Genomic DNA, 17,895 nt, shown 5'->3' on the forward strand with positions numbered 1-17,895 from the left:
CCGATTTCAGCCAACAATCGCGAAATTTATCGCGGCATAGCAAGAATAACCCGAACAGGATCCATCATGACGCACCAACAGCCGATTATTGATACCTCGCCCAAGGTTTCGGACGAGGTGCGCCAAACCACCTGCTACATGTGCGCCTGCCGATGTGGCATCAACGTACACATGAAGGACGGCAAGGTCGCCTATATCGAGGGCAACCGCGACCATCCGGTCAACAAAGGCGTTCTATGTGCCAAGGGATCGGCCGGTATCATGCAGGTCAATGCCCCCTCACGCCTAAAGGCACCGCTGAAACGCGTGGGCCCGCGTGGGTCTGGCGAGTTCGAAGAGATCAGCTGGGAAGAAGCGCTTGATATTGCCGCTGACCGACTAGGGCCAATCCGCAAGAACAACCCGGAAAAACTGGCGTTCTTCACCGGTCGTGACCAATCTCAGAGCTTTACCGGTTTCTGGGCGCAGAATTTTGGCACGCAAAACTATGCGGCGCATGGCGGGTTCTGTTCGGTCAACATGGCCGCTGCCGGGATCTACACCATGGGCGGTGCGTTCTGGGAGTTCGGCCAGCCGGACTGGGATCACACCAAGCTGTTCATGCTGTTCGGCGTCGCCGAAGACCACGACAGCAACCCCATCAAGGCAGGACTGGGCAAGATCAAGGCGCGTGGCGCCAAGGTGATTGGCGTCAACCCGATCCGCTCTGGCTATAACGCCATTGCCGACGAATGGGTTGGCATCACTCCGGGCACCGATGGGCTGTTTATCCTGTCGATGGTCCATGTGCTGATGAAAGCCGGTAAGATCGATCTGGATTACCTGTCGCGCTATACCAATGCTCCGGTTCTGGTGAACGCATCCGAGGGCCCGGAACAGGGTCTATTCCTGCGCGATAGCGACGACAAACCGTTGGTGATCGACCGCAATACTGGCAAGCTGACCGCCTTTGACAAAACCGGTGTTCGCCCCGACCTGTCAGCAACCCACACTGTGGATGGCCTGACCCACCGCCCGGTGTTCCACCAGATGGCAGAACGGTATCTGAGCGACGAATACGCCCCAGAAGCTATTGCAGACAAATGTGGCATCCCGGCCAAACGCATCCGCGCCATTGCTGGTGAAATCGCCCGCGTTGCTTTTGACGAGGCGTTTGAGCTGGACCAGGAATGGACCGACTTTCGCGGTGAGAAGCACAGCAAGATGATTGGTCGCCCGGTGTCGATGCACTCGATGCGCGGTGTATCGGCCCATGCCAACGGGTTCCAGACTTGCCGCGCGCTGCACGTGTTGCAAATCCTGCTGGGCACGGTTGAGGTCCCCGGCGGCTTCCGGTTTAAGCCGCCCTACCCCAAGCCGGTTGAGGCCCACCCAAAACCGCACTGCGGCGTAAAACCCGACTGCCCACTGGATGGCCCTCACCTGGGCTTTGTCCGTGGCCCCAACGATCTGATGTTGAAAGAAGACGGATCACCGGCGCGGATCGACAAGGCGTTCACCTGGGAAAACCCGATGTCCAGCCACGGGCTGATGCATATGGTGATTTCCAACGCCCATGCTGGCAATCCATACAAGATCGACACGCTGTTCATGTATATGGCCAACATGTCGTGGAACTCGTCCATGAACACCCGCGGCGTGATCGACATGCTGACCGATAAGGATGAGAACGGTGATTACGTGATCCCGAACATCATCTATTCCGATGCTTATTCATCAGAAATGGTGGCCTATGCTGACCTGATCCTGCCCGACACCACCTATCTGGAACGGCACGACTGTATTTCGCTGCTGGACCGCCCGATTTGCGAGGCCGACGGCGCGGCAGATGCAATCCGTTGGCCGGTGATTGAACCTGACCGTGATGTTCGCGGGTTCCAGACCGTACTGGTACAACTGGCCAACAAGTTGAAACTGCCCGGTTTCACCAACGAAGATGGCAGCGCCAAGTATCAGGACTACGCCGACTATATCGTCAACCACGAGCGCAAGCCGGGTATTGGCCCACTTGCAGGCTTCCGGGGTAAAGACGGCGATCAAGCCGGACGGGGTGAGGTCAACCCGGAGCAGCTGGACAAATACATCGAGAACGGTGGCTTCTTTGTCGAACACATCGAACCCGAGGCAAGCTATTACAAACCCTGGAACACCGCCTATCAGGACTGGGCCGTGGGCATGGGCATCTACGACAGCCCGCAGCCTTATTTGTTCCAACTTTATGTGGAACCAATGCGCAAGTTCCAACTGGCCGCCGAAGGCCACGGCGAGCGGCAACCTCCCGAGCATCTGCGCGAGCGGATCAAAGCGACAATGGACCCGCTGCCAATCTGGTATGACACCGATCAGACCGGCAATGAGGGTTTCACCATCAACGCGCTGACCCAACGCCCAATGGCAATGTATCACTCCTGGGGATCGCAGAACGCCTGGCTGCGCCAGTTGCACGGACGTAACCCACTGTATGTACCAACCAAGCTGATGCACGAGAACCAGTTGCAGGATGGCGACTGGGCCAAGGTCTCGTCGCCCCATGGTGAAATCACTGTGCCTGTGATGGAGATGGCGGCCCTGAACAACAACACCGTCTGGACCTGGAACGCCATCGGCAAACGCAAGGGTGCCTGGGCACTGGAAGAGAACGCGCCAGAGGCCACCAAAGGCTTCTTGCTGAACCACCTGATCCACGAGTTGCTGCCGCCCAAGGGCGACGGTCTTCGCTGGGCAAACTCTGATCCGATCACTGGGCAGGCCGCCTGGTTTGACCTGAAGGTTAAAATCGAAAAGGCTGGTGCGCCAGACGACTTTGCTGAGAGCCAGCCAGCGCTTGACCCAATTAATTCCCCGGTTGGTACCGGCCCCAAAGACCTGAAGTGGAAAGTAGGCAAATGACCGAACTACCAAACTCCACCGAGCGCAAGATGGGGCTGGTCATTGACCTGGACACCTGTGTTGGCTGCCACGCCTGCGTGATTTCCTGCAAAGGCTGGAACACCGAAAACTATGGTGCACCGCTGTCGGATCAAGATCCATATGGCGCTGATCCGTCGGGCACATTCCTAAACCGGGTGCATTCGTTTGAGGTGCAGCCACCGGCCTGTGGCTCTGAACCGGCCCCGGCGGCGCAACTGATCCACTTCCCCAAGTCCTGCCTGCATTGCGAAGACGCGCCCTGCGTCACCGTTTGCCCAACTGGCGCCAGCTACAAACGTGTCGAGGACGGCATTGTACTGGTCAACGAAGACAACTGCATTGGCTGTGGCTTGTGCGCCTGGTCTTGCCCCTATGGTGCGCGCGAATTGGATCTGGCGGCCGGCGTAATGAAGAAATGCACACTCTGTGTAGATCGGATCTACAACGAGAACCTCGAAGAAGTGGACCGCGTTCCATCCTGTGTGCGTACTTGCCCGGCTGGCGCGCGGCACTTTGGCGATCTGGGCGACCCTGACAGCGATGTGTCGAAACTGGTGGCCGAACGTGATGGCATGGACCTGATGCCTGAAATGGGCACCAAGCCAGTGAACAAATACCTGCCACCGCGCCCCAAGGATCAGATGGAAGATCAGATTGATATTCTGGCGCCCCTGCTGGCCCCGGTTGCCGAAGAAGCAGGTGGCTTTTTGGGCTGGCTGGACAAGGCGCTCGACAAACTTCCTGGCCAAACTTCGGGAGGATCGAACTGATGCATCCGGCACCTTCTGTTATTCTATTCACCACCCTGTCCGGCCTTGGCTTTGGGCTGTTGTTCTTCCTTGGCCTTGGCATGCCAGATGTGACCGGCATGGTGTCATTTGTGTTCTTTGCCATTGCCTATGCACTGGCAGTCGGCGGTTTGCTGGCCTCGACCTTTCACCTGGGCCACCCCGAACGGGCGATCAAAGCGTTTAGCCAGTGGAAAACCAGCTGGTTGAGCCGCGAAGGCTGCTGTGCTGTTGGTGCCCTGTTGGTGATGGGGCTCTATGCCATTGGTACTGTCTTCTTCGACAGCCAGTGGACCATATTTGGCATTATCGGCGCGGTGCTTAGCTTGGCGACGGTTTTCACCACCTCGATGATCTATGCCCAGCTAAAGACCATTCCGCGCTGGAACATGCCTCTGACCCCGGCAATGTTCATCAGCTTTTCGCTAGCGGGCGGAGCCTTGTTGGCGGGTCAAGAAACCATGGCAACCGCGCTGTTGATCATCGCTGGATTGGTCCAGCTGGGCTACTGGTCCTATGGCGACAAGGCGTTTACTGAGTCTGGCACCACTATGGAGACAGCCACTGGGCTGGGTGACCGTGGTGCGGTGCGTGCGTTTGAACCGCCGCATACCGGATCCAACTACCTGTTGCGCGAATTTGTGCATGTGGTGGGACGCAAGCACAGTCAGAAACTGCGGATGATCGGGTTTGGCTTGGGCTTTGCACTGCCGGTTCTGCTGCTACTGCTTCCAGTCGAAGGACTGGCGCTGAAACACACAATCGCCGCCATTGCCGTTCTATCGCATACGGCTGGTGTTGCTTGTTCGCGATGGTTGTTCTTTGCCGAGGCCGAACATGTGGTCGGCCTGTACTACGGCAAACGCTAAAACATTCAGGGGCACCCAAATCGGGTGCCCCATTTTATTTTAGGTCCCGTGTCACAAACCTGATCGCTACCTCGTCCTGTTCCTGAGACGTCAACAAAAGGAACCGACGATGACACTACGCCTAGACTATTTTGCCACTGCCCCTGATCTGCTAAAGCCAATGTTGGCAATGGAAGACGCCATTAAGGACAGCGGGTTAGAACACAATCTGATTGAGCTAGTGAAACTGCGCGTTTCGCAGATCAACGGCTGCGCCTATTGTATCCACATGCACACCCACGTTGCCCGCGCCAATGGCGAAAGCGAAGACCGTATGCATTTGCTGAATGCCTGGCATGAATCCTCGCTGTTTTCAGACCGTGAGCGCGCGGCCTTGGGCTGGGCAGAAGCCCTAACCCGGATCGAAACGACTGGGGCACCCCTAGTGGATTACAATGCAGTGGCCGCCCAATTTGAAGCGAGGGATCAAGTGGCCCTAATGCTGGTAATTTCGACCATCAATGCCTGGAACCGTATTGCCATCGGCTTTGCCACACCACATCCTGTGGCGCAGGAGGCAAACGCCGCGTGACATCCAAAACTGATACATCCGAGACTGACAGTTTCTTGGACGCGCGGCCGCGACTATTTGCGGCCGCCTATCGCATGCTGGGCACCGTCAGTGACGCCGAGGACATCTTGCAAGATGCCTATCTACGCTGGCAATTGGTTGCACAGGAGACGGTGCGCGACCCTGTGGGGTATCTGATGCGGATCACCACAAGGCTGTGCCTTGATCAGCTCAAATCTGCGCGGGCCAAGCGTGAGGTCTATCCAGGGGAATGGCTGCCCGAACCTGTTGTGACCAATGAGGCGATTGAGGTGCTGGATCATGATGTATCCGTCGCCCTTTTGCTGGCGTTGGAGCGGTTGACCCCGCTAGAGCGCGCGGCGTTTTTGCTGCATGACGTGTTTGACTGCGACTATGGCGAGGTTGCCTCGGCCCTTGGGCGCAGCGAGGCCAGTTGTCGGCAACTGGCAACACGTGCTCGTCGCAATGTGCAACAAGAGAAACCTCGGGCACATGTAGACAAACAGAAAGGTGAAGACGTGGCCCGCGCGTTCTTTGCCGCCTCAAAAACCGGGGACACTAAAACGCTGATGCAGTTATTGGCCAAAGACGTGCAGCTGATCTCGGATGGCGGCGGCAAGGCGATGGCGGCACTGAACCCCATCTATGGGCGCGACCGTACGATGCGGCTCATCGAGGGGCTGGTCCGCAAGCAAGGTGGTGTTATTCCCAAGGACTGGAAAGTGTGCCAGTTGAACGGCCTGCCTGCCATTATCAGCCACGAGGCCGATGGCATCGTGCAAGCCAGCTCGTTAGAGATCGTGGATGGCAAGATCCACCGTATTTACGTGGTCCGCAATCCAGACAAGACCGAACACTTGCAACCGTTGTTGGACTAGAATTTCCCCGGGAAAAGCTGCATCAGCACCTGTACGTCCAATTCACTAGAGAAGGCGTCAGGCTGAGCAGTCAAGGTACGCTGGATAAAATCCCGCCTGTTCCGCGCCTCCTCCGGAGTACTAGTTTCAGGGCGACGCTTGGTTCGCTTGAGCCATGAAAATGATACCAGATGTGTTAGGAAAGAACCCCGTATGGCGAAGCTAGTCATCGCTCTACTCCCTGCATTGCGGCTTATCTACCAAGAATAGCTGACTGACCGGCACACTGGTATCTGGCCAAAATTTGTGCTGCTATACAAAAATGAAGAGTGTCATTGGTAACTGGTCAGACGTTCGTGCCTTTCTTTTTGTCTACCGTGAAGGCTCGACCCTTGCGGCTTCTCACAAGCTGGGCCTATCCCAACCGACCGTCGCACGTCGTATCGAAGTTTTGGAACACGAAACTGACATAACGCTATTTGAGAGGGATACGAGAGGGTTTCATCCAACAGAAGCGGCGCGGCAGCTTTATCCCTTGGCTACATCCATGGAAAAGGCGGCTTTGGAGCTGGAGGCGCGGGCAGAGCAACTGTCCTGTACGAGGCCTATTCGAATTACAGCCTACAGCGGTAATTTTTCACCTCGTGTGATGAATATTTTCAGTGCTTATTCCGCTTTGCACCCAAAGGTCGATTTTGAACTTTTACCCAGCTTGAATGCCTTGGACCTAATGGCCGGTGAGGCAGATATAGCGCTGCGTATTTCCAGAAATGAACCCGATGCCAGCCTCATACGCAGGAACATCAGTACCGCCCAATGGGCACTATACGGATCCAAGCATTATGTTGAACGACATGGGGTCCCACCCTCGGTGGACAAACTAGATGGACACCAATTTGTAACGTTCTTGCGTGAAGGCATTCCAGGCGACCTGCATGAATGGATGATCAATAACGTTCTTCCGGCTCAGATCTCTATGACCTACAGTGAAGTCGACCTCATGATAGCAGCTGTTAAGGCTGGCCATGGTTTGGGGCTGCTCAACATTCGCCTATCAGAGAAGGACAACACTCTTGTTCAATGCTCTGATCCCATCGAAGAACTTAGCCGACCACATGTGCTACTTGTTTCACCACAGGCTTACCGGCGTAAGGAATTAAGGTCTTTCGTTAAGTATTTTGCACCTCGCTATGCAGCCCTGTTCAAGTGACCCTGGATATTTGACCAAACAGCTTTGGTTATCTCATAGATTTCGGGCTGGGAGCGTAAAAAGGGCGCCCTGATCGGACGCCCTCTACATACGAGGTCTGGAAAATGATGACCTTGTCTTACGAATTGAATTCGTAGGCGCGCTCACCGTGTTCTTCGAGGTCAAGGCCGTTGACCTCCATCTCTTCTGAGACGCGGAAGGGTGTGATCAGGGCGGTGATCTTGACCAGAACAACAGACACTACAAAGGTGAAAACGCCGACAATTGCCAGTGCGCCGAGCTGTGCAGCCCAGGAACCTTCGCCAAAGGCTGCGATCATGATGGTACCAAAGATACCGCCAACGCCGTGAACCGCGAACACATCCAATGTGTCGTCGATTTTGAACACGTTACGGATCAGGTTCACGGCTTCCTGACACATGACACCAGCAATTGCGCCAATGATCATCGCTTCGACAGGGCCAACAAAACCAGAGGCGGGTGTGATCGAGGCCAGACCAGCGATAGTACCGGTCACAATGCCAACAAGGCTGGCCTTGCCGTATTTAATGCGCTCCCACAGCGCCCAGGTCAGCGAGGCTGTAGCGGCAGAGATATGTGTCACGGTGATCGCCATCGCGGCACCACCATCAGCGGCCAGTTGCGAACCACCGTTGAAGCCGAACCAGCCAACCCAGAGCATGGCAGCGCCCAGCATCACAAATGTTGGTGAATGTGGTGGCTTGTTTCTCACTTTACGCGCGCCCAGCATGACCGCCAGAACCAAGGCAGCGATACCTGCAGTTTCGTGCACCACGATACCGCCAGCAAAGTCTTTGACGCCGACATCACCAAAGATGCCACCATCGGCCATAAAGCCGCCGCCCCAGATCCAGTGGACAACGGGTGCATAGCACAGCAGCATCCACAGGCCGGAAAACACCATGACAAACCCAAAATGGATGCGCTCAACATAGGCGCCAACAATCAGCGCAGGTGTGATGATTGCGAATGTCATCTGAAAGGCAAAGAACAGAACCTCTGGCAGGGTGCCGGACAGGCTATCGACGGTGACACCATCAAGGAACATCTTACCGAGGCCGCCCCAATAGGCGTTGCCGTCACCAAACGCGATTGTATAACCAAAGGCGAACCACAAAACGCTCATCAAGCAAGCGATGGCGTAGCAGTGCATGAACACGCTGAGCACATTTCGCGCCCGCACCAGCCCGCCGTAAAAAAGCGCCAGCCCCGGCAGTGTCATGAATAACACCAATGCCGTTGCGACCATTATCCAAGCGGTATCTGCACCGTTCATATCTCTCTCCGTTCGCGTTTGGATTCCAACGTCAAAGCGATGAACCGTTTTGGTGGCGCAAAGGAAAGAGGCACCTTTGTTAGTGGCAGGGTAAAATCACGGCGGTTCGAAAACTGAACGGTATTTAACCGCTGATTTAAGCATGCGCACAAAAATGCGCCGAAATGTGAAAGTCGAGGCTGATGCAGGCATATCCCGTAGTTATCAAGCGGAGAGACGTTTCGCTGGTGAAACTGGCTCGCGAATTTGAGGTTTAGCCCAAACAATCGCCGCTCAAAAATTCACAGTTTACGAAGTTGGAAGCCGCCCCTAACCTGCCCCTATGAAAAACTTATTGTTATACTGACTGGCCTATTTGGCCTTTTGATCAACAGCTCAGCTATCGCGTGTCAATTTCGAACCGACGAACAGTTTCAGGAGAATCTTGCTCACCAGTTGGCAATGACGCCCGATACTCTTCGCAAGTTGTACAAATACGACGTCACAGAAGAGACGCATCTGAGGCTGGAGTATTTCTTCTTTACGGATACGAAAACGAAAGCCGCATCGTTGAGCAACAAGATGGAAGCGCTCGGGTATTCAAGTGAATACGGCCCGTCAACTAGTGATAGTAACCAGTTTGTTGTCACAGGATGGACCACCCCCATCACTATGAATGAAGGCACCGTACTTGAATGGACTGAAACCATGTGCCGAACCGGGTTCGCATACGACGCAGAATTCGATGGTTGGGGCACTCATCCTGACCAGTAGAGCGGTTGATGGTCAGCAAAACAGGATACCCGCCAGGGTTAAGAGAAAGAGAGGGTAAATGGGCACCTGGTCTTATGACATTGGTCACGACGATACGTTTCAGGACATCTATCAAAGCTTCTACGACTGTTACAACGAAGGTGGGACACCTGAACAGGGCTCGCGCTTAGTACGAGAAGAATATGCCGATGCCTTTGTCGATACCGATGATGCTCACGAAGCTCTTTTTGCGCTTGCTTTGGCACAGTGGGAAACACAGTCATTGGATGAAGATTTGCTCGGACAGGTCAGAACAATCATTGTGTCGGGCGCGAACCTCGAGAACTGGCAGCAAAGAGATGCAAGCGCGACTGATGTTGACGGCCGTCGCCAGGCGCTAGACCATTTCCTGTCGCAAATAAGCAAACCACGCCCCACCAAGAAACGTCGCAAGAAAAAACGGCTTAACATCACCGAAAAAATCTTGGTTGGCCTTCCATCTCCTGATGGTCTCAAAACTCTGACTGTTACCGAAGTTTACGTAAATGACGAGTACACGAACACCACGGCAATGCTGAATTGGGGCGACGGAGGCGGAAGCATTTTCCACTATCGCCGCCCGGGTTTGGATTGCGCAGCCCAGTGGCGGGACGTGCAAAATCTTGAAATACAGTTCTTGAACGCTTCAGAAAGTGAAATCACATATGGTTTCGGCACTGAAAACGAAGCCTATTATTCGGGCGATCGTGTATTTCTTTCATTTAGTTTTAGCTAGCGATCCAGCCCAGACCTACATCGGAGAAATGCCGGTGATGCAAACGTCATGGTATTTTGTGCCAGGATACACCGAAAGCACCTCAAGCTTGAGCCATTGATACTTGCCTTGGGGGAATTCTATGTTGGCGTATTTGATGTCAGGAACTTCAAACACACCCAGCTGCCCTTTGTTGCTGGAAATCGCGACACTGCGGATGCGGCCATTGGTGCGGTAGTGCTTGTCCGATTTCTGATAGCCGTTCAACAGATCAATGATTGAGACATTTTGTGGCCCTTCCTGGAACCGGAAAGAGATGGTCTGGCCGATGCCATTACCCTTGACGCCTTCGCACCATGCCCCGTTGCCCTCGCCGCGCGGGCTGAGGTGACGCGGGCCATAGGTGTTCTTACCCTGGGGAGCGAGAACAGAGCTGACGCAGAGTTCGTATTGACCCGGGTACCACGCATCATTCACGCAGGTTTCGGCGGCGGCATCACTAGTTGCCTGAAGTGTTGCTAAGAAAAAAGCGACCAGGCCGAAGAAAACTCTCATAGTATTACTCCCTCACAAAGACCTGCCGAAACAGGGAAATATTAGCGATAGCTCGCCAAATAGCTGGTTTATTTACCATAGCAACAAAATCCGCGAAAACAGAACCGCACAAATTTATTGCAGCAAAAAACGCGCACCAGAATAAAATACGCCCCCTGTAGCAGAGGGTCGGCGACAAGAAAAAGGCGGCGCTCCAGATGGAGGCCGCCTTAGCTATTCTAAGACTGGCTAAGCTTACAGCAGGCCAGCGTGGGCCATTGCGGCGTCGATGGCGGCCTTGGTGCTGTCTTCCAAACCGGTCAAAGGTGAGCGAACTTCTTCGCTGCACAGACCCAGTTTCGACAGGCCGTATTTAGCGCCAACCAGGCCCGGCTCGATAAAGATCGCCTCGTGCAGGGGCATCAGCTTGTCCTGATACTCAAGTGCCTTAGCATAATCCCCTGCCAGAGTTGCCGCTTGGAATTCGGCGCAGAGTTTGGGGGCCACGTTCGCTGTGACCGAGATGCAGCCAACACCCCCGTGAGCGTTAAAGCCCAACGCGGTGGCGTCTTCGCCGGACAGTTGGATGAAATCAGCACCACAGCTGGCGCGCTGCTGGCTGACACGGGCCAGATCACCAGTGGCATCCTTGACGCCCACGATGTTTGGCAACTTGGCTAGCTCACCCATGGTAGCCGGAGTCATGTCGACGATCGAACGGCCGGGAATATTGTAGATGATGATCGGAATGTTGGCACAATCATGTGCGGCGGTGAAATGCGCCATCAAGCCACGTTGGGTTGGTTTGTTGTAATACGGCGTCACTACCAGCGCGGCATCGGCGCCGACTTCCTTGGCAAATTCCACAAAACGAATCGTTTCAACCGTGTTGTTTGACCCGGCACCTGCGATCACTGGCACGCGACCAGCGGCTGCTTTGACCACTTCAGCGATCACTCTCTCGTGCTCGTCATGGGTCAGGGTTGGGCTTTCGCCGGTGGTTCCAACTGGGACCAGACCGGTGGAGCCTTCGCTGATTTGCCACTCGACCAAGTGTTTGAGCGTATCCAGATCCAACTCGCCGTTATTAAACGGAGTGACGAGGGCTGGCATAGAGCCTTTGAACATGGGCACGCTCCTTTAGCTGTGTTTCCCGGGCGGGCAACCACCCGCCGACCAAGTGGATCTGCCGAGGAATTGAGTTGAACCCGGCGATCCACAGATTATCGTAGCCCGCTCTAGCCTTGGTTCATTGGGAAATGCAAGTGATGACACGCATTCTGGCTCTTCTGGCCTTATTTTCTACGCTCTGGGTTGCTCCTGCATCAGCACAGTTAGGAGCCGCGCTGGATTTGATGCGGTCCGAGAAATGGGACGAGGCCGCGCGCAAGGCCGGGGAACCGGGTGGTGTGGCGGCGGATGTCATTGAATGGCACCGGCTTCGAGAAGGCATGGGATCAGCTGATGACACGCTAGAATTTCTGGCGCGTCGCCCTGATTGGCCGGGGCTGGCCTATCTGAGAAAGCGCCGTGAACCAGCTGTTGCAGCGGCAGGAACCAAGGTTGTGCTGAAGTTCTATGAGAGCACAGCACCGCAGACCGCAGAGGGCGTGCTAAGCCTTGCCCGTGCGTTGATCGCAAGCGACAACCGTGGCGATGCTGAGGTCAATTTGGTGAAGGCATGGCGTACCATGCCGATGGGGTCTGCCATCCAAGCGGCCTATCTCAAGGATTTCTCCAAATTGCTGAAACCACACCATGCGGCACGGCTGGACCGTCTGTTGTGGGATAACCATCTGGTGAGCTCGAAACGCATGTTGTCGTTGGTCCCAGAAGGCGAACGCAAGCTGGCAGTGGCACGTATTGCCCTGCAGGAACGCGCGCCCGGCGTTGATACCAAGATCGAAGCAATACCGGCCAAGCTACAAGATACAGCTGGGCTGGCTTATGATCGGTTCGCCTGGCGCGACCGCAAAAAACGCCGTGAAGATGCGATTAAGCTGATGCTGGAACGCAGTGCCAGTGCATCAGGTCTGGGTGAACCAGAACAATGGGCGCGACGACGTCGCGATCTGGCGCGTCAGGACATGCGGGACGGCAACCACCAACGCGCCTATCAACTGGCGGCCCGGCATTTCACTACGCCAGACATTGGGTACAGCTATTCTGATCTTGAATGGCTGGCAGGCTATATTGCCCTGCGAAAACTTAACGATCCAGCGACGGCCATCCGCCACTTTGATCGATTTTTGGATTCGATCGAAACCCCGATTTCTATTGGTCGAGGCGGCTACTGGCTGGGACGCGCCTATGCCGCCATGGACGAGCCGGAAAAGGCGCACGAAGCCTATGCATTGGGAGCAAACTATCAGACCTCGTTTTACGGGCTATTGGCCGCCGAAGAAATCGGCCGCCCGTTTGACCCGGACCTGAACAATCCCCCCGAGATCCCGTCTTGGAAACAGGCTGAATTCGTCAACTCATCGGTTCTGAAAGCCGGATTACTCTTGCTGAAGGCCGAAGAGCTGGATTTGGCCGAGCGTTTTCTGACCCATCTGGTGGAAGGCCTGAATGAAACCCAGGCGCGTCAATTGGGCATGATGGCTGTTGAAATGGGCCAGTCTCATTTGGCGGTGATGATTTCAAAACGGGCGGCCCGCCAAAGCATGGAATTGTATGGGGCCTATTTCCCGCTGCATGCGGTCACAAAAGTGAGGTTGCCCATGGCCATGGATATGATTTTGGCCATCTCACGTCGCGAAAGTGAGTTTGACCACAAGGTGATCAGTGGTGCTGGTGCGCGGGGACTGATGCAGGTGATGCCCGCTACGGCGAAACTGGTGGCAACCGAGCTTGGCATTCTTGCTAAGCACGCCACATCACGACTGACCGTCGAGTGGGACTATAACGCCAAATTGGGCGCCAACTACTTGGCGGGCTTGGCCGGTGAGTTCAACGGCAACGTGGTGATGATGTCAGCGGGCTATAACGCCGGCCCTCGACGGCCCATCGCTTGGATGGAGCGCTATGGTGACCCACGGGATGGCAGGCCAGACATCATCGACTGGATCGAACACATCCCGTTCAACGAAACCAGAAACTACGTCATGCGTGTCACCGAGAGCCTACCAGTTTATCGGGCGCGGTTGGGCAAGCCCCCACTGCCCATCCCGTTCTCACATGAATTAATGGGGTCAACCCTTAGCGCGTTCGCGCCATAGGGTGAACAGACCCGCAGCAATAATGATCCCGGCACCAATGGCCACATTGGTCCGGATCACTTCGCCAAACACCGCAATTCCAAGCATGGCCGCCCAGATCAGGTGGAAATAGGCAAAAGGCTGTACCGCGCTTGCCTCGGCCATCTCATAGCATTTGATCAACAGCCAATGCCCAGTGACGCCAGAAACGCAAAGCAGCGCCATCCACCACCAGTCGTTTCCTACCATCGGCTCCCAATACCACATGCCAACAGCCGTCATGCAGACAGCCCCGGCAATACCAGTCCAGAAGAAACTTGTGGCTGTGCTATCTTTGCGGGCGGCATATCGTGTCAGCAGGCCATAGACCGCAAACATTAATGCCGAGGCAAAGGGGATCAGGGCAGCGGGGTCGAACACGCCAACACCGGGCTGCAAAATGATCAAAACGCCAATGAGACCCACGCCGATGGCAGACCAGCGCCGCCAACCCACCCGTTCGCCAAGAACCGGGCCACTTAATGCAGCAACCAGCAATGGATAGCAGATAAATACGGCTTGGCTTTCGATCAGCCCCAGAATCGTAAAGCCATAAACGGCGACACAGATTTCGGCCACCAACAGAGCACCACGAAAAATCTGAAGTCCGAGCTGGTCCGTCTTTGCCGCAGCGCGGATCCCCCCGGGGGCGCGCTGCGCCAGGAACACGACAAATGCCGCAAAGAACCAGTAACGGACCATCACCACCATATAGGTGTTGTAGGTGCCCGCCAAATGACGCGAGATACCGTCTTGAAGGGCAAAAACCACCGTTGCGGCGATCATCAGCACAATGCCGATTGGCACGTTATTGGTTTGGGTCTGTTCAGTGCTGACCTGTGTCATTCAGTTGTGCCTTTGTCATGTGCCGCTTGCGCCCGAAACCGGGCACGCGGGTAATTTCAAATCCCGCATCCTCAAGCCCACGGCGCACAAAACCGGCTGCGGTATAGGTTGCCGCGCTACCGCCAGGTTTGGTGTGATCCGCCACGTGCTGCATCAGATCTGGCTGCCATAATTCTGGATTTTTGGCAGGCGAGAACCCGTCCAGAAACCAGGCATCGGCCTGCCCTGTCCACTCTGGCAGCGACGTTCGGGCGTCGCCAATGATCACTTCGAGCCGCATAGTGCCCAAATCGCAAACGCCGCCCACCTGCCAGTGCGGCAACATGCGGGCGGCCCAAGGTGCGATCTCGGGGAACGCAGTAAGGGCTTTGGCCATTTCGGCAGGTGCCATCGGATAGGCTTCGAAACTGGTAAATCGTAGGGGTGTGGTCATGCCCGCCTCTTCCCAGGTTTTCCAAGCGGTCAAGGCGCTGAGGGCGGTGCCAAAGCCCAGTTCGGCAATCTGGAACCCCGGCGCAAACCGCGCTGGCAGGTCATTACCAGCCAGAAACACATGCTGGGTTTCAGCCAAACCACCCTGAAGCGAGAAATAGGGGTCATCGAATTGATCGGACACCGGAATGGTCCCGTCGCGCCAGCTGAGGCGCGCCTGCTGGTCTGCCATGTGATTATCCCCTAAATGGTAGTCTGGAACGGCGCGAATTTGGCGAAAGGGCAGACAAATGGCAATGGCAGACGTGACAGTGCGTGGCGCGGGAGCTTTTGGGCTGACAATCGCCTGGGTCTGCGCCCGACGCGGGGCTAAAGTGCAGGTCATCGATCCGCATGGCGCAGCCTCGGGGTCCAGCGGAGGGTTGGTCGGCGCGTTGGCCCCCCATGCGCCCGAGAACTGGAACGCCAAAAAGGCCTTTCAGTTTGAAAGCCTGCTGATGGCCAAAGATTTCTGGGCCGAAGTAGAGGCCGCCGGGGGCGTTTCGTCCGGATATGGCCGTACCGGTCGTTTGCAGCCAATCAAGGATGATAAAGCGCTGGCCTTGGCCCAGCGACGCGCCGAGACCGCGCGCGAGTTATGGCAGGGTGAGGCGGAATGGGCGGTTTGCAAGTCTTCTGATCTTGGAACCTGGTCCCCGCCCAGCCCGACAGGATTTGTCATCCATGATACTTTGACCGCCCGTATAGCGCCCCGCCGTGCCGGGGCTAGCCTGATTGCCGGGTTAAGCGTTATGGGGATTGAGGTTGTACCAGAAGCCGAGGATCAAGGTCTGGTGATCCATGCCAAGGGCTATGCCGGGTTGCAGGAACTGAACGTCGAGTTTGGCAAAAACATCGGCACCGGAGTGAAAGGCCAGTCAGCCCTGCTGCGTTTTGATGCCGGTGACGTGCCGCAGATCTTTGCCGACAATCTGTACATGGTGCCCCATTCAGATGGCACCTTGGCGATTGGGTCTACCAGTGAGCGCGAGTTCGAAAATCCACACGAAACCGACGAGCTGTTAGACAATGTGATCGAACGCATCCTGACGCTGATGCCGGTGTTACATGGGGCCGAGGTTATTGAGCGGTGGGCCGGGGTCCGCCCACGCTCCAAATCCCGTGCGCCAATGCTGGGGGCCTATCCGGATCGCCCCGGTTACTTTATCGCCAATGGCGGCTTCAAGATCGGTTTTGGCATGGCCCCCAAAGTGGCGCGTGTGATGGCGGATCTGGTGCTGGACGGAGTTGACGCAATCCCCGATGGGTTCCGGGTCGAGGATAACCTGTAGCGCTATTTCGGCATCGCAGTCGCGCTCATGCATTGCCTCCCATCCGGGCCGCGCACCCATAGGTCGTTACCGTTGATGCACAGGGTAGCTGTTTCGAAGTGCATCAGCGGCGACGAGGCGCGGAAAGAGAACTCAGCCAATTCACGTAGCTGCTCGATTGCCAGTAACATCAAGTGCTGCGCCAACAGTGGCCCATGTATCACCAACCCGGTGTAACCTTCGACATCACGAGCATAATCCAGATCATAATGGATCCGGTGCCCGTTAAAGGTCAGCGCAGAATAGCGGAACAACAGGGTTGAGCTGAATGAAACCTCTTGCGCAACGGTCTCGTCCTGACGCGCCTGGGGCGCAACAGGTTTTGGGGCGGAGGGATCGGGGTCTTCGCGATAGACCAGATCCTGCCACTCGGTCAGGCAAAGCTGCCCGCCTTGCCAAATTTCGTGTCTAAGCGTGACAAACCCCAAGGGCCCGGTGCGCCCAGTTTTCTGGGTTGCGGTCTCTAGCACCGAGCGTTTTTCAGCCGTAATACCTGCGCAGAGGGGGCTGGAGAAAGACAGGCGACCCCCGGCCCACATACGACGTGGCAACCCCAGATCGGGGATCAGAGCACCGCCAACCTGGGGGTGGCCATCACGACCCAGTTCTGCGGCGGGCTGAGGCGACCAAAAATACAGCTGGTGAAAGAAGGGCGGCAAAGGGCTGTTAGCCTGAAGGCTTACCTCTTGACCCAGCGCGATTTGCAACGCTGACGCACGATCCGGGTCCATCACATCCGTTTGTGTGACGATGTTTTCGGATTGTGCGCCCATATTTTTTTCCCCGGCCTTAGATTTCCTTGCGCAAGTTTTGCATCAAGGCCGACAGGCTCGTCAAATACTGATCGCTGGTCAGATGGCCTGCCTCGTCAAACTGGCTGCCCGATCCCGCCAGATGCACGGCGGGGCCTGCGATCACATGTGGCTGAAACGAGATGAGCATGGTCCGCAACATCGCCTGCGCCATCTCACCACCGGCGCGACCGGCTGCTGCCGACATGACCGCCAGTGGTTTGCCTGCCAAGGGACGACCATCGGTGCGGCTGACCCAATCCAGCGCGTTCTTCAGCACTCCGGATGGGGCTTTGTTATATTCGGGCGTCGAGATGATAACGGCATCAGCCGCAGCCATCTGATCCGCCAGCTTTTGCACCATCGCAGGAATTCCATCACGGTTTTCATCATCGCCATTATACAGCGGTAAGTTCAGGTCTGCCTCGACATGGGTTGCATCGCCAAACACTCGTACTGCCTCGGCCAGCAGTTTGCGATTGGAGGCTTCACGGCGCAGGGAACCGGAAAGGGTCAGAATAACTGGAGCAGGCATTTGGGTTTCCTTTGTTCGCACATTTGTTGGTCCAGACATTTACGCGATGGGGCAAAATACAAAAGCCCAAACCCCGCGCAACCTATGTGCACATGTGCAAAACATTAACCCCAGCGCGCGTACAATTCCATGAAATCACTTCAAAATGCGCTGTGTAACA

At 55.9% G+C, this 17,895-nt stretch carries 17 protein-coding genes; 10 read left to right on the forward strand and 7 right to left on the reverse strand.

The annotated features are described in order from the left end of the window. The first annotated feature begins 66 nt into the window (after positions 1 to 66). From AC2T28_RS02180 to AC2T28_RS02205, 6 genes are all read left to right on the forward strand, one after another. Entirely contained in the window at positions 67 to 2,889 is a 2,823-nt protein-coding gene (locus AC2T28_RS02180) for a molybdopterin oxidoreductase family protein (RefSeq protein ID WP_486747302.1), read from the forward strand. After that, positions 2,886 to 3,680 carry a 4Fe-4S dicluster domain-containing protein gene (locus AC2T28_RS02185; protein WP_486747303.1) on the forward strand — a complete coding sequence of 265 codons (795 nt, stop codon included), beginning with the start codon at positions 2,886 to 2,888 and terminating at the stop codon, positions 3,678 to 3,680. Before AC2T28_RS02180 ends, AC2T28_RS02185 begins: the two co-directional genes overlap by 4 nt. Beyond that, positions 3,680 to 4,567 (forward strand): dimethyl sulfoxide reductase anchor subunit family protein, encoded by an 888-nt coding sequence (locus tag AC2T28_RS02190; RefSeq protein ID WP_486747304.1) that lies wholly within the window; start codon positions 3,680 to 3,682, stop codon positions 4,565 to 4,567. Before AC2T28_RS02185 ends, AC2T28_RS02190 begins: the two co-directional genes overlap by 1 nt. Positions 4,568 to 4,676: 109 nt before the next feature. Next, the gene (locus tag AC2T28_RS02195) at positions 4,677 to 5,138 is read left to right on the forward strand and encodes a carboxymuconolactone decarboxylase family protein (RefSeq protein ID WP_486747305.1); all 462 of its coding nucleotides are present in this window, start codon (positions 4,677 to 4,679) and stop codon (positions 5,136 to 5,138) included. Beyond that, a complete protein-coding gene (locus AC2T28_RS02200; RefSeq protein ID WP_486747306.1) occupies positions 5,135 to 6,016 on the forward strand; it encodes a sigma-70 family RNA polymerase sigma factor in 882 nt (293 codons plus the stop codon). Before AC2T28_RS02195 ends, AC2T28_RS02200 begins: the two co-directional genes overlap by 4 nt. Before the next feature lie 301 nt (positions 6,017 to 6,317). Continuing rightward, positions 6,318 to 7,205, forward strand: a complete 888-nt coding sequence (locus AC2T28_RS02205; RefSeq protein WP_486747307.1) for a LysR family transcriptional regulator — start codon at positions 6,318 to 6,320, stop codon at positions 7,203 to 7,205. 118 nt (positions 7,206 to 7,323) lie between these two features. Here the strand turns inward: AC2T28_RS02205 and AC2T28_RS02210 are convergent, their stop codons facing one another. Then, a complete protein-coding gene (locus AC2T28_RS02210) occupies positions 7,324 to 8,502 on the reverse strand; it encodes an ammonium transporter (RefSeq protein ID WP_486747308.1) in 1,179 nt (392 codons plus the stop codon). Positions 8,503 to 8,865: 363 nt separating this feature from the next. Here AC2T28_RS02210 and AC2T28_RS02215 point away from each other — a divergent pair, with 363 nt between their 5' ends. Further along, on the forward strand, positions 8,866 to 9,255 hold the full coding sequence (locus AC2T28_RS02215; RefSeq protein ID WP_486747309.1) for a ribonuclease E inhibitor RraB: 390 nt from the start codon (positions 8,866 to 8,868) through the stop codon (positions 9,253 to 9,255). 58 nt (positions 9,256 to 9,313) lie between these two features. Next, positions 9,314 to 10,009: a hypothetical protein gene (locus tag AC2T28_RS02220; protein ID WP_486747310.1), complete on the forward strand. Its 696-nt coding sequence runs from the start codon at positions 9,314 to 9,316 to the stop codon at positions 10,007 to 10,009. A 15-nt stretch (positions 10,010 to 10,024) separates the two neighbouring features. Here AC2T28_RS02220 and AC2T28_RS02225 read toward each other — a convergent pair whose 3' ends face one another. Then, the gene (locus AC2T28_RS02225; RefSeq protein ID WP_486747311.1) at positions 10,025 to 10,543 is read right to left on the reverse strand and encodes an NADase-type glycan-binding domain-containing protein; all 519 of its coding nucleotides are present in this window, start codon (positions 10,541 to 10,543) and stop codon (positions 10,025 to 10,027) included. A 234-nt stretch (positions 10,544 to 10,777) separates the two neighbouring features. Then, complete coding sequence (dapA, locus tag AC2T28_RS02230; protein ID WP_486747312.1) at positions 10,778 to 11,650, reverse strand: 4-hydroxy-tetrahydrodipicolinate synthase; 873 nt, start codon at positions 11,648 to 11,650, stop codon at positions 10,778 to 10,780. Positions 11,651 to 11,790: 140 nt separating this feature from the next. Between dapA and AC2T28_RS02235 the strand changes: the two genes are divergently transcribed. After that, on the forward strand, positions 11,791 to 13,743 hold the full coding sequence (locus tag AC2T28_RS02235) for a lytic transglycosylase domain-containing protein (RefSeq protein ID WP_486747313.1): 1,953 nt from the start codon (positions 11,791 to 11,793) through the stop codon (positions 13,741 to 13,743). On the opposite strand, the gene AC2T28_RS02240 is transcribed toward AC2T28_RS02235, so the two are convergent. Both AC2T28_RS02240 and mnmC2 read right to left on the reverse strand, forming a co-directional pair. Continuing rightward, positions 13,717 to 14,607 carry a DMT family transporter gene (locus AC2T28_RS02240; RefSeq protein WP_486747314.1) on the reverse strand — a complete coding sequence of 297 codons (891 nt, stop codon included), beginning with the start codon at positions 14,605 to 14,607 and terminating at the stop codon, positions 13,717 to 13,719. The two genes, AC2T28_RS02235 and AC2T28_RS02240, sit on opposite strands and share 27 nt — an antisense overlap. After that, positions 14,588 to 15,271, reverse strand: coding sequence for a tRNA (5-methylaminomethyl-2-thiouridine)(34)-methyltransferase MnmC2 (gene mnmC2 / locus AC2T28_RS02245; RefSeq protein WP_486747315.1), 684 nt, complete (start codon positions 15,269 to 15,271; stop codon positions 14,588 to 14,590). The genes AC2T28_RS02240 and mnmC2 overlap by 20 nt, the downstream gene beginning before the upstream one ends. A 58-nt stretch (positions 15,272 to 15,329) precedes the next feature. On the opposite strand from mnmC2, the gene AC2T28_RS02250 reads away from it, so the two are divergent. Further along, a complete protein-coding gene (locus AC2T28_RS02250) occupies positions 15,330 to 16,370 on the forward strand; it encodes an NAD(P)/FAD-dependent oxidoreductase (RefSeq protein WP_486747316.1) in 1,041 nt (346 codons plus the stop codon). Between the two features lie 2 nt (positions 16,371 to 16,372). Here the strand turns inward: AC2T28_RS02250 and AC2T28_RS02255 are convergent, their stop codons facing one another. Further along, positions 16,373 to 17,182 (reverse strand): HTD2 family dehydratase, encoded by an 810-nt coding sequence (locus tag AC2T28_RS02255; protein ID WP_486747317.1) that lies wholly within the window; start codon positions 17,180 to 17,182, stop codon positions 16,373 to 16,375. 16 nt (positions 17,183 to 17,198) lie between these two features. Continuing rightward, positions 17,199 to 17,735: an NADPH-dependent FMN reductase gene (locus tag AC2T28_RS02260; protein ID WP_486747318.1), complete on the reverse strand. Its 537-nt coding sequence runs from the start codon at positions 17,733 to 17,735 to the stop codon at positions 17,199 to 17,201. Between the last annotated feature and the right edge of the window lie 160 nt (positions 17,736 to 17,895).

This window comes from Parasedimentitalea nitratireducens (genome assembly GCF_057444295.1).

Bases quoted from the DNA above. Each gene is read 5' to 3' on its own strand.
- AC2T28_RS02255 (WP_486747317.1), bottom strand. From the start codon at position 17,182: ATGGGCGCACAATCCGAAAACATCGTCACACAAACGGATGTGATGGAC.
- AC2T28_RS02185 (WP_486747303.1), top strand. From the start codon at position 2,886: ATGACCGAACTACCAAACTCCACCGAGCGCAAGATGGGGCTGGTCATT.
- AC2T28_RS02210 (WP_486747308.1), bottom strand. From the start codon at position 8,502: ATGAACGGTGCAGATACCGCTTGGATAATGGTCGCAACGGCATTGGTG.
- AC2T28_RS02250 (WP_486747316.1), top strand. From the start codon at position 15,330: ATGGCAATGGCAGACGTGACAGTGCGTGGCGCGGGAGCTTTTGGGCTG.
- AC2T28_RS02190 (WP_486747304.1), top strand. From the start codon at position 3,680: ATGCATCCGGCACCTTCTGTTATTCTATTCACCACCCTGTCCGGCCTT.
- AC2T28_RS02225 (WP_486747311.1), bottom strand. From the start codon at position 10,543: ATGAGAGTTTTCTTCGGCCTGGTCGCTTTTTTCTTAGCAACACTTCAG.
- AC2T28_RS02220 (WP_486747310.1), top strand. From the start codon at position 9,314: ATGGGCACCTGGTCTTATGACATTGGTCACGACGATACGTTTCAGGAC.
- dapA (WP_486747312.1), bottom strand. From the start codon at position 11,650: ATGTTCAAAGGCTCTATGCCAGCCCTCGTCACTCCGTTTAATAACGGC.
- AC2T28_RS02235 (WP_486747313.1), top strand. From the start codon at position 11,791: ATGACACGCATTCTGGCTCTTCTGGCCTTATTTTCTACGCTCTGGGTT.
- AC2T28_RS02240 (WP_486747314.1), bottom strand. From the start codon at position 14,607: ATGACACAGGTCAGCACTGAACAGACCCAAACCAATAACGTGCCAATC.
- AC2T28_RS02260 (WP_486747318.1), bottom strand. From the start codon at position 17,735: ATGCCTGCTCCAGTTATTCTGACCCTTTCCGGTTCCCTGCGCCGTGAA.
- mnmC2 (WP_486747315.1), bottom strand. From the start codon at position 15,271: ATGGCAGACCAGCAGGCGCGCCTCAGCTGGCGCGACGGGACCATTCCG.
- AC2T28_RS02195 (WP_486747305.1), top strand. From the start codon at position 4,677: ATGACACTACGCCTAGACTATTTTGCCACTGCCCCTGATCTGCTAAAG.
- AC2T28_RS02180 (WP_486747302.1), top strand. From the start codon at position 67: ATGACGCACCAACAGCCGATTATTGATACCTCGCCCAAGGTTTCGGAC.
- AC2T28_RS02205 (WP_486747307.1), top strand. From the start codon at position 6,318: ATGAAGAGTGTCATTGGTAACTGGTCAGACGTTCGTGCCTTTCTTTTT.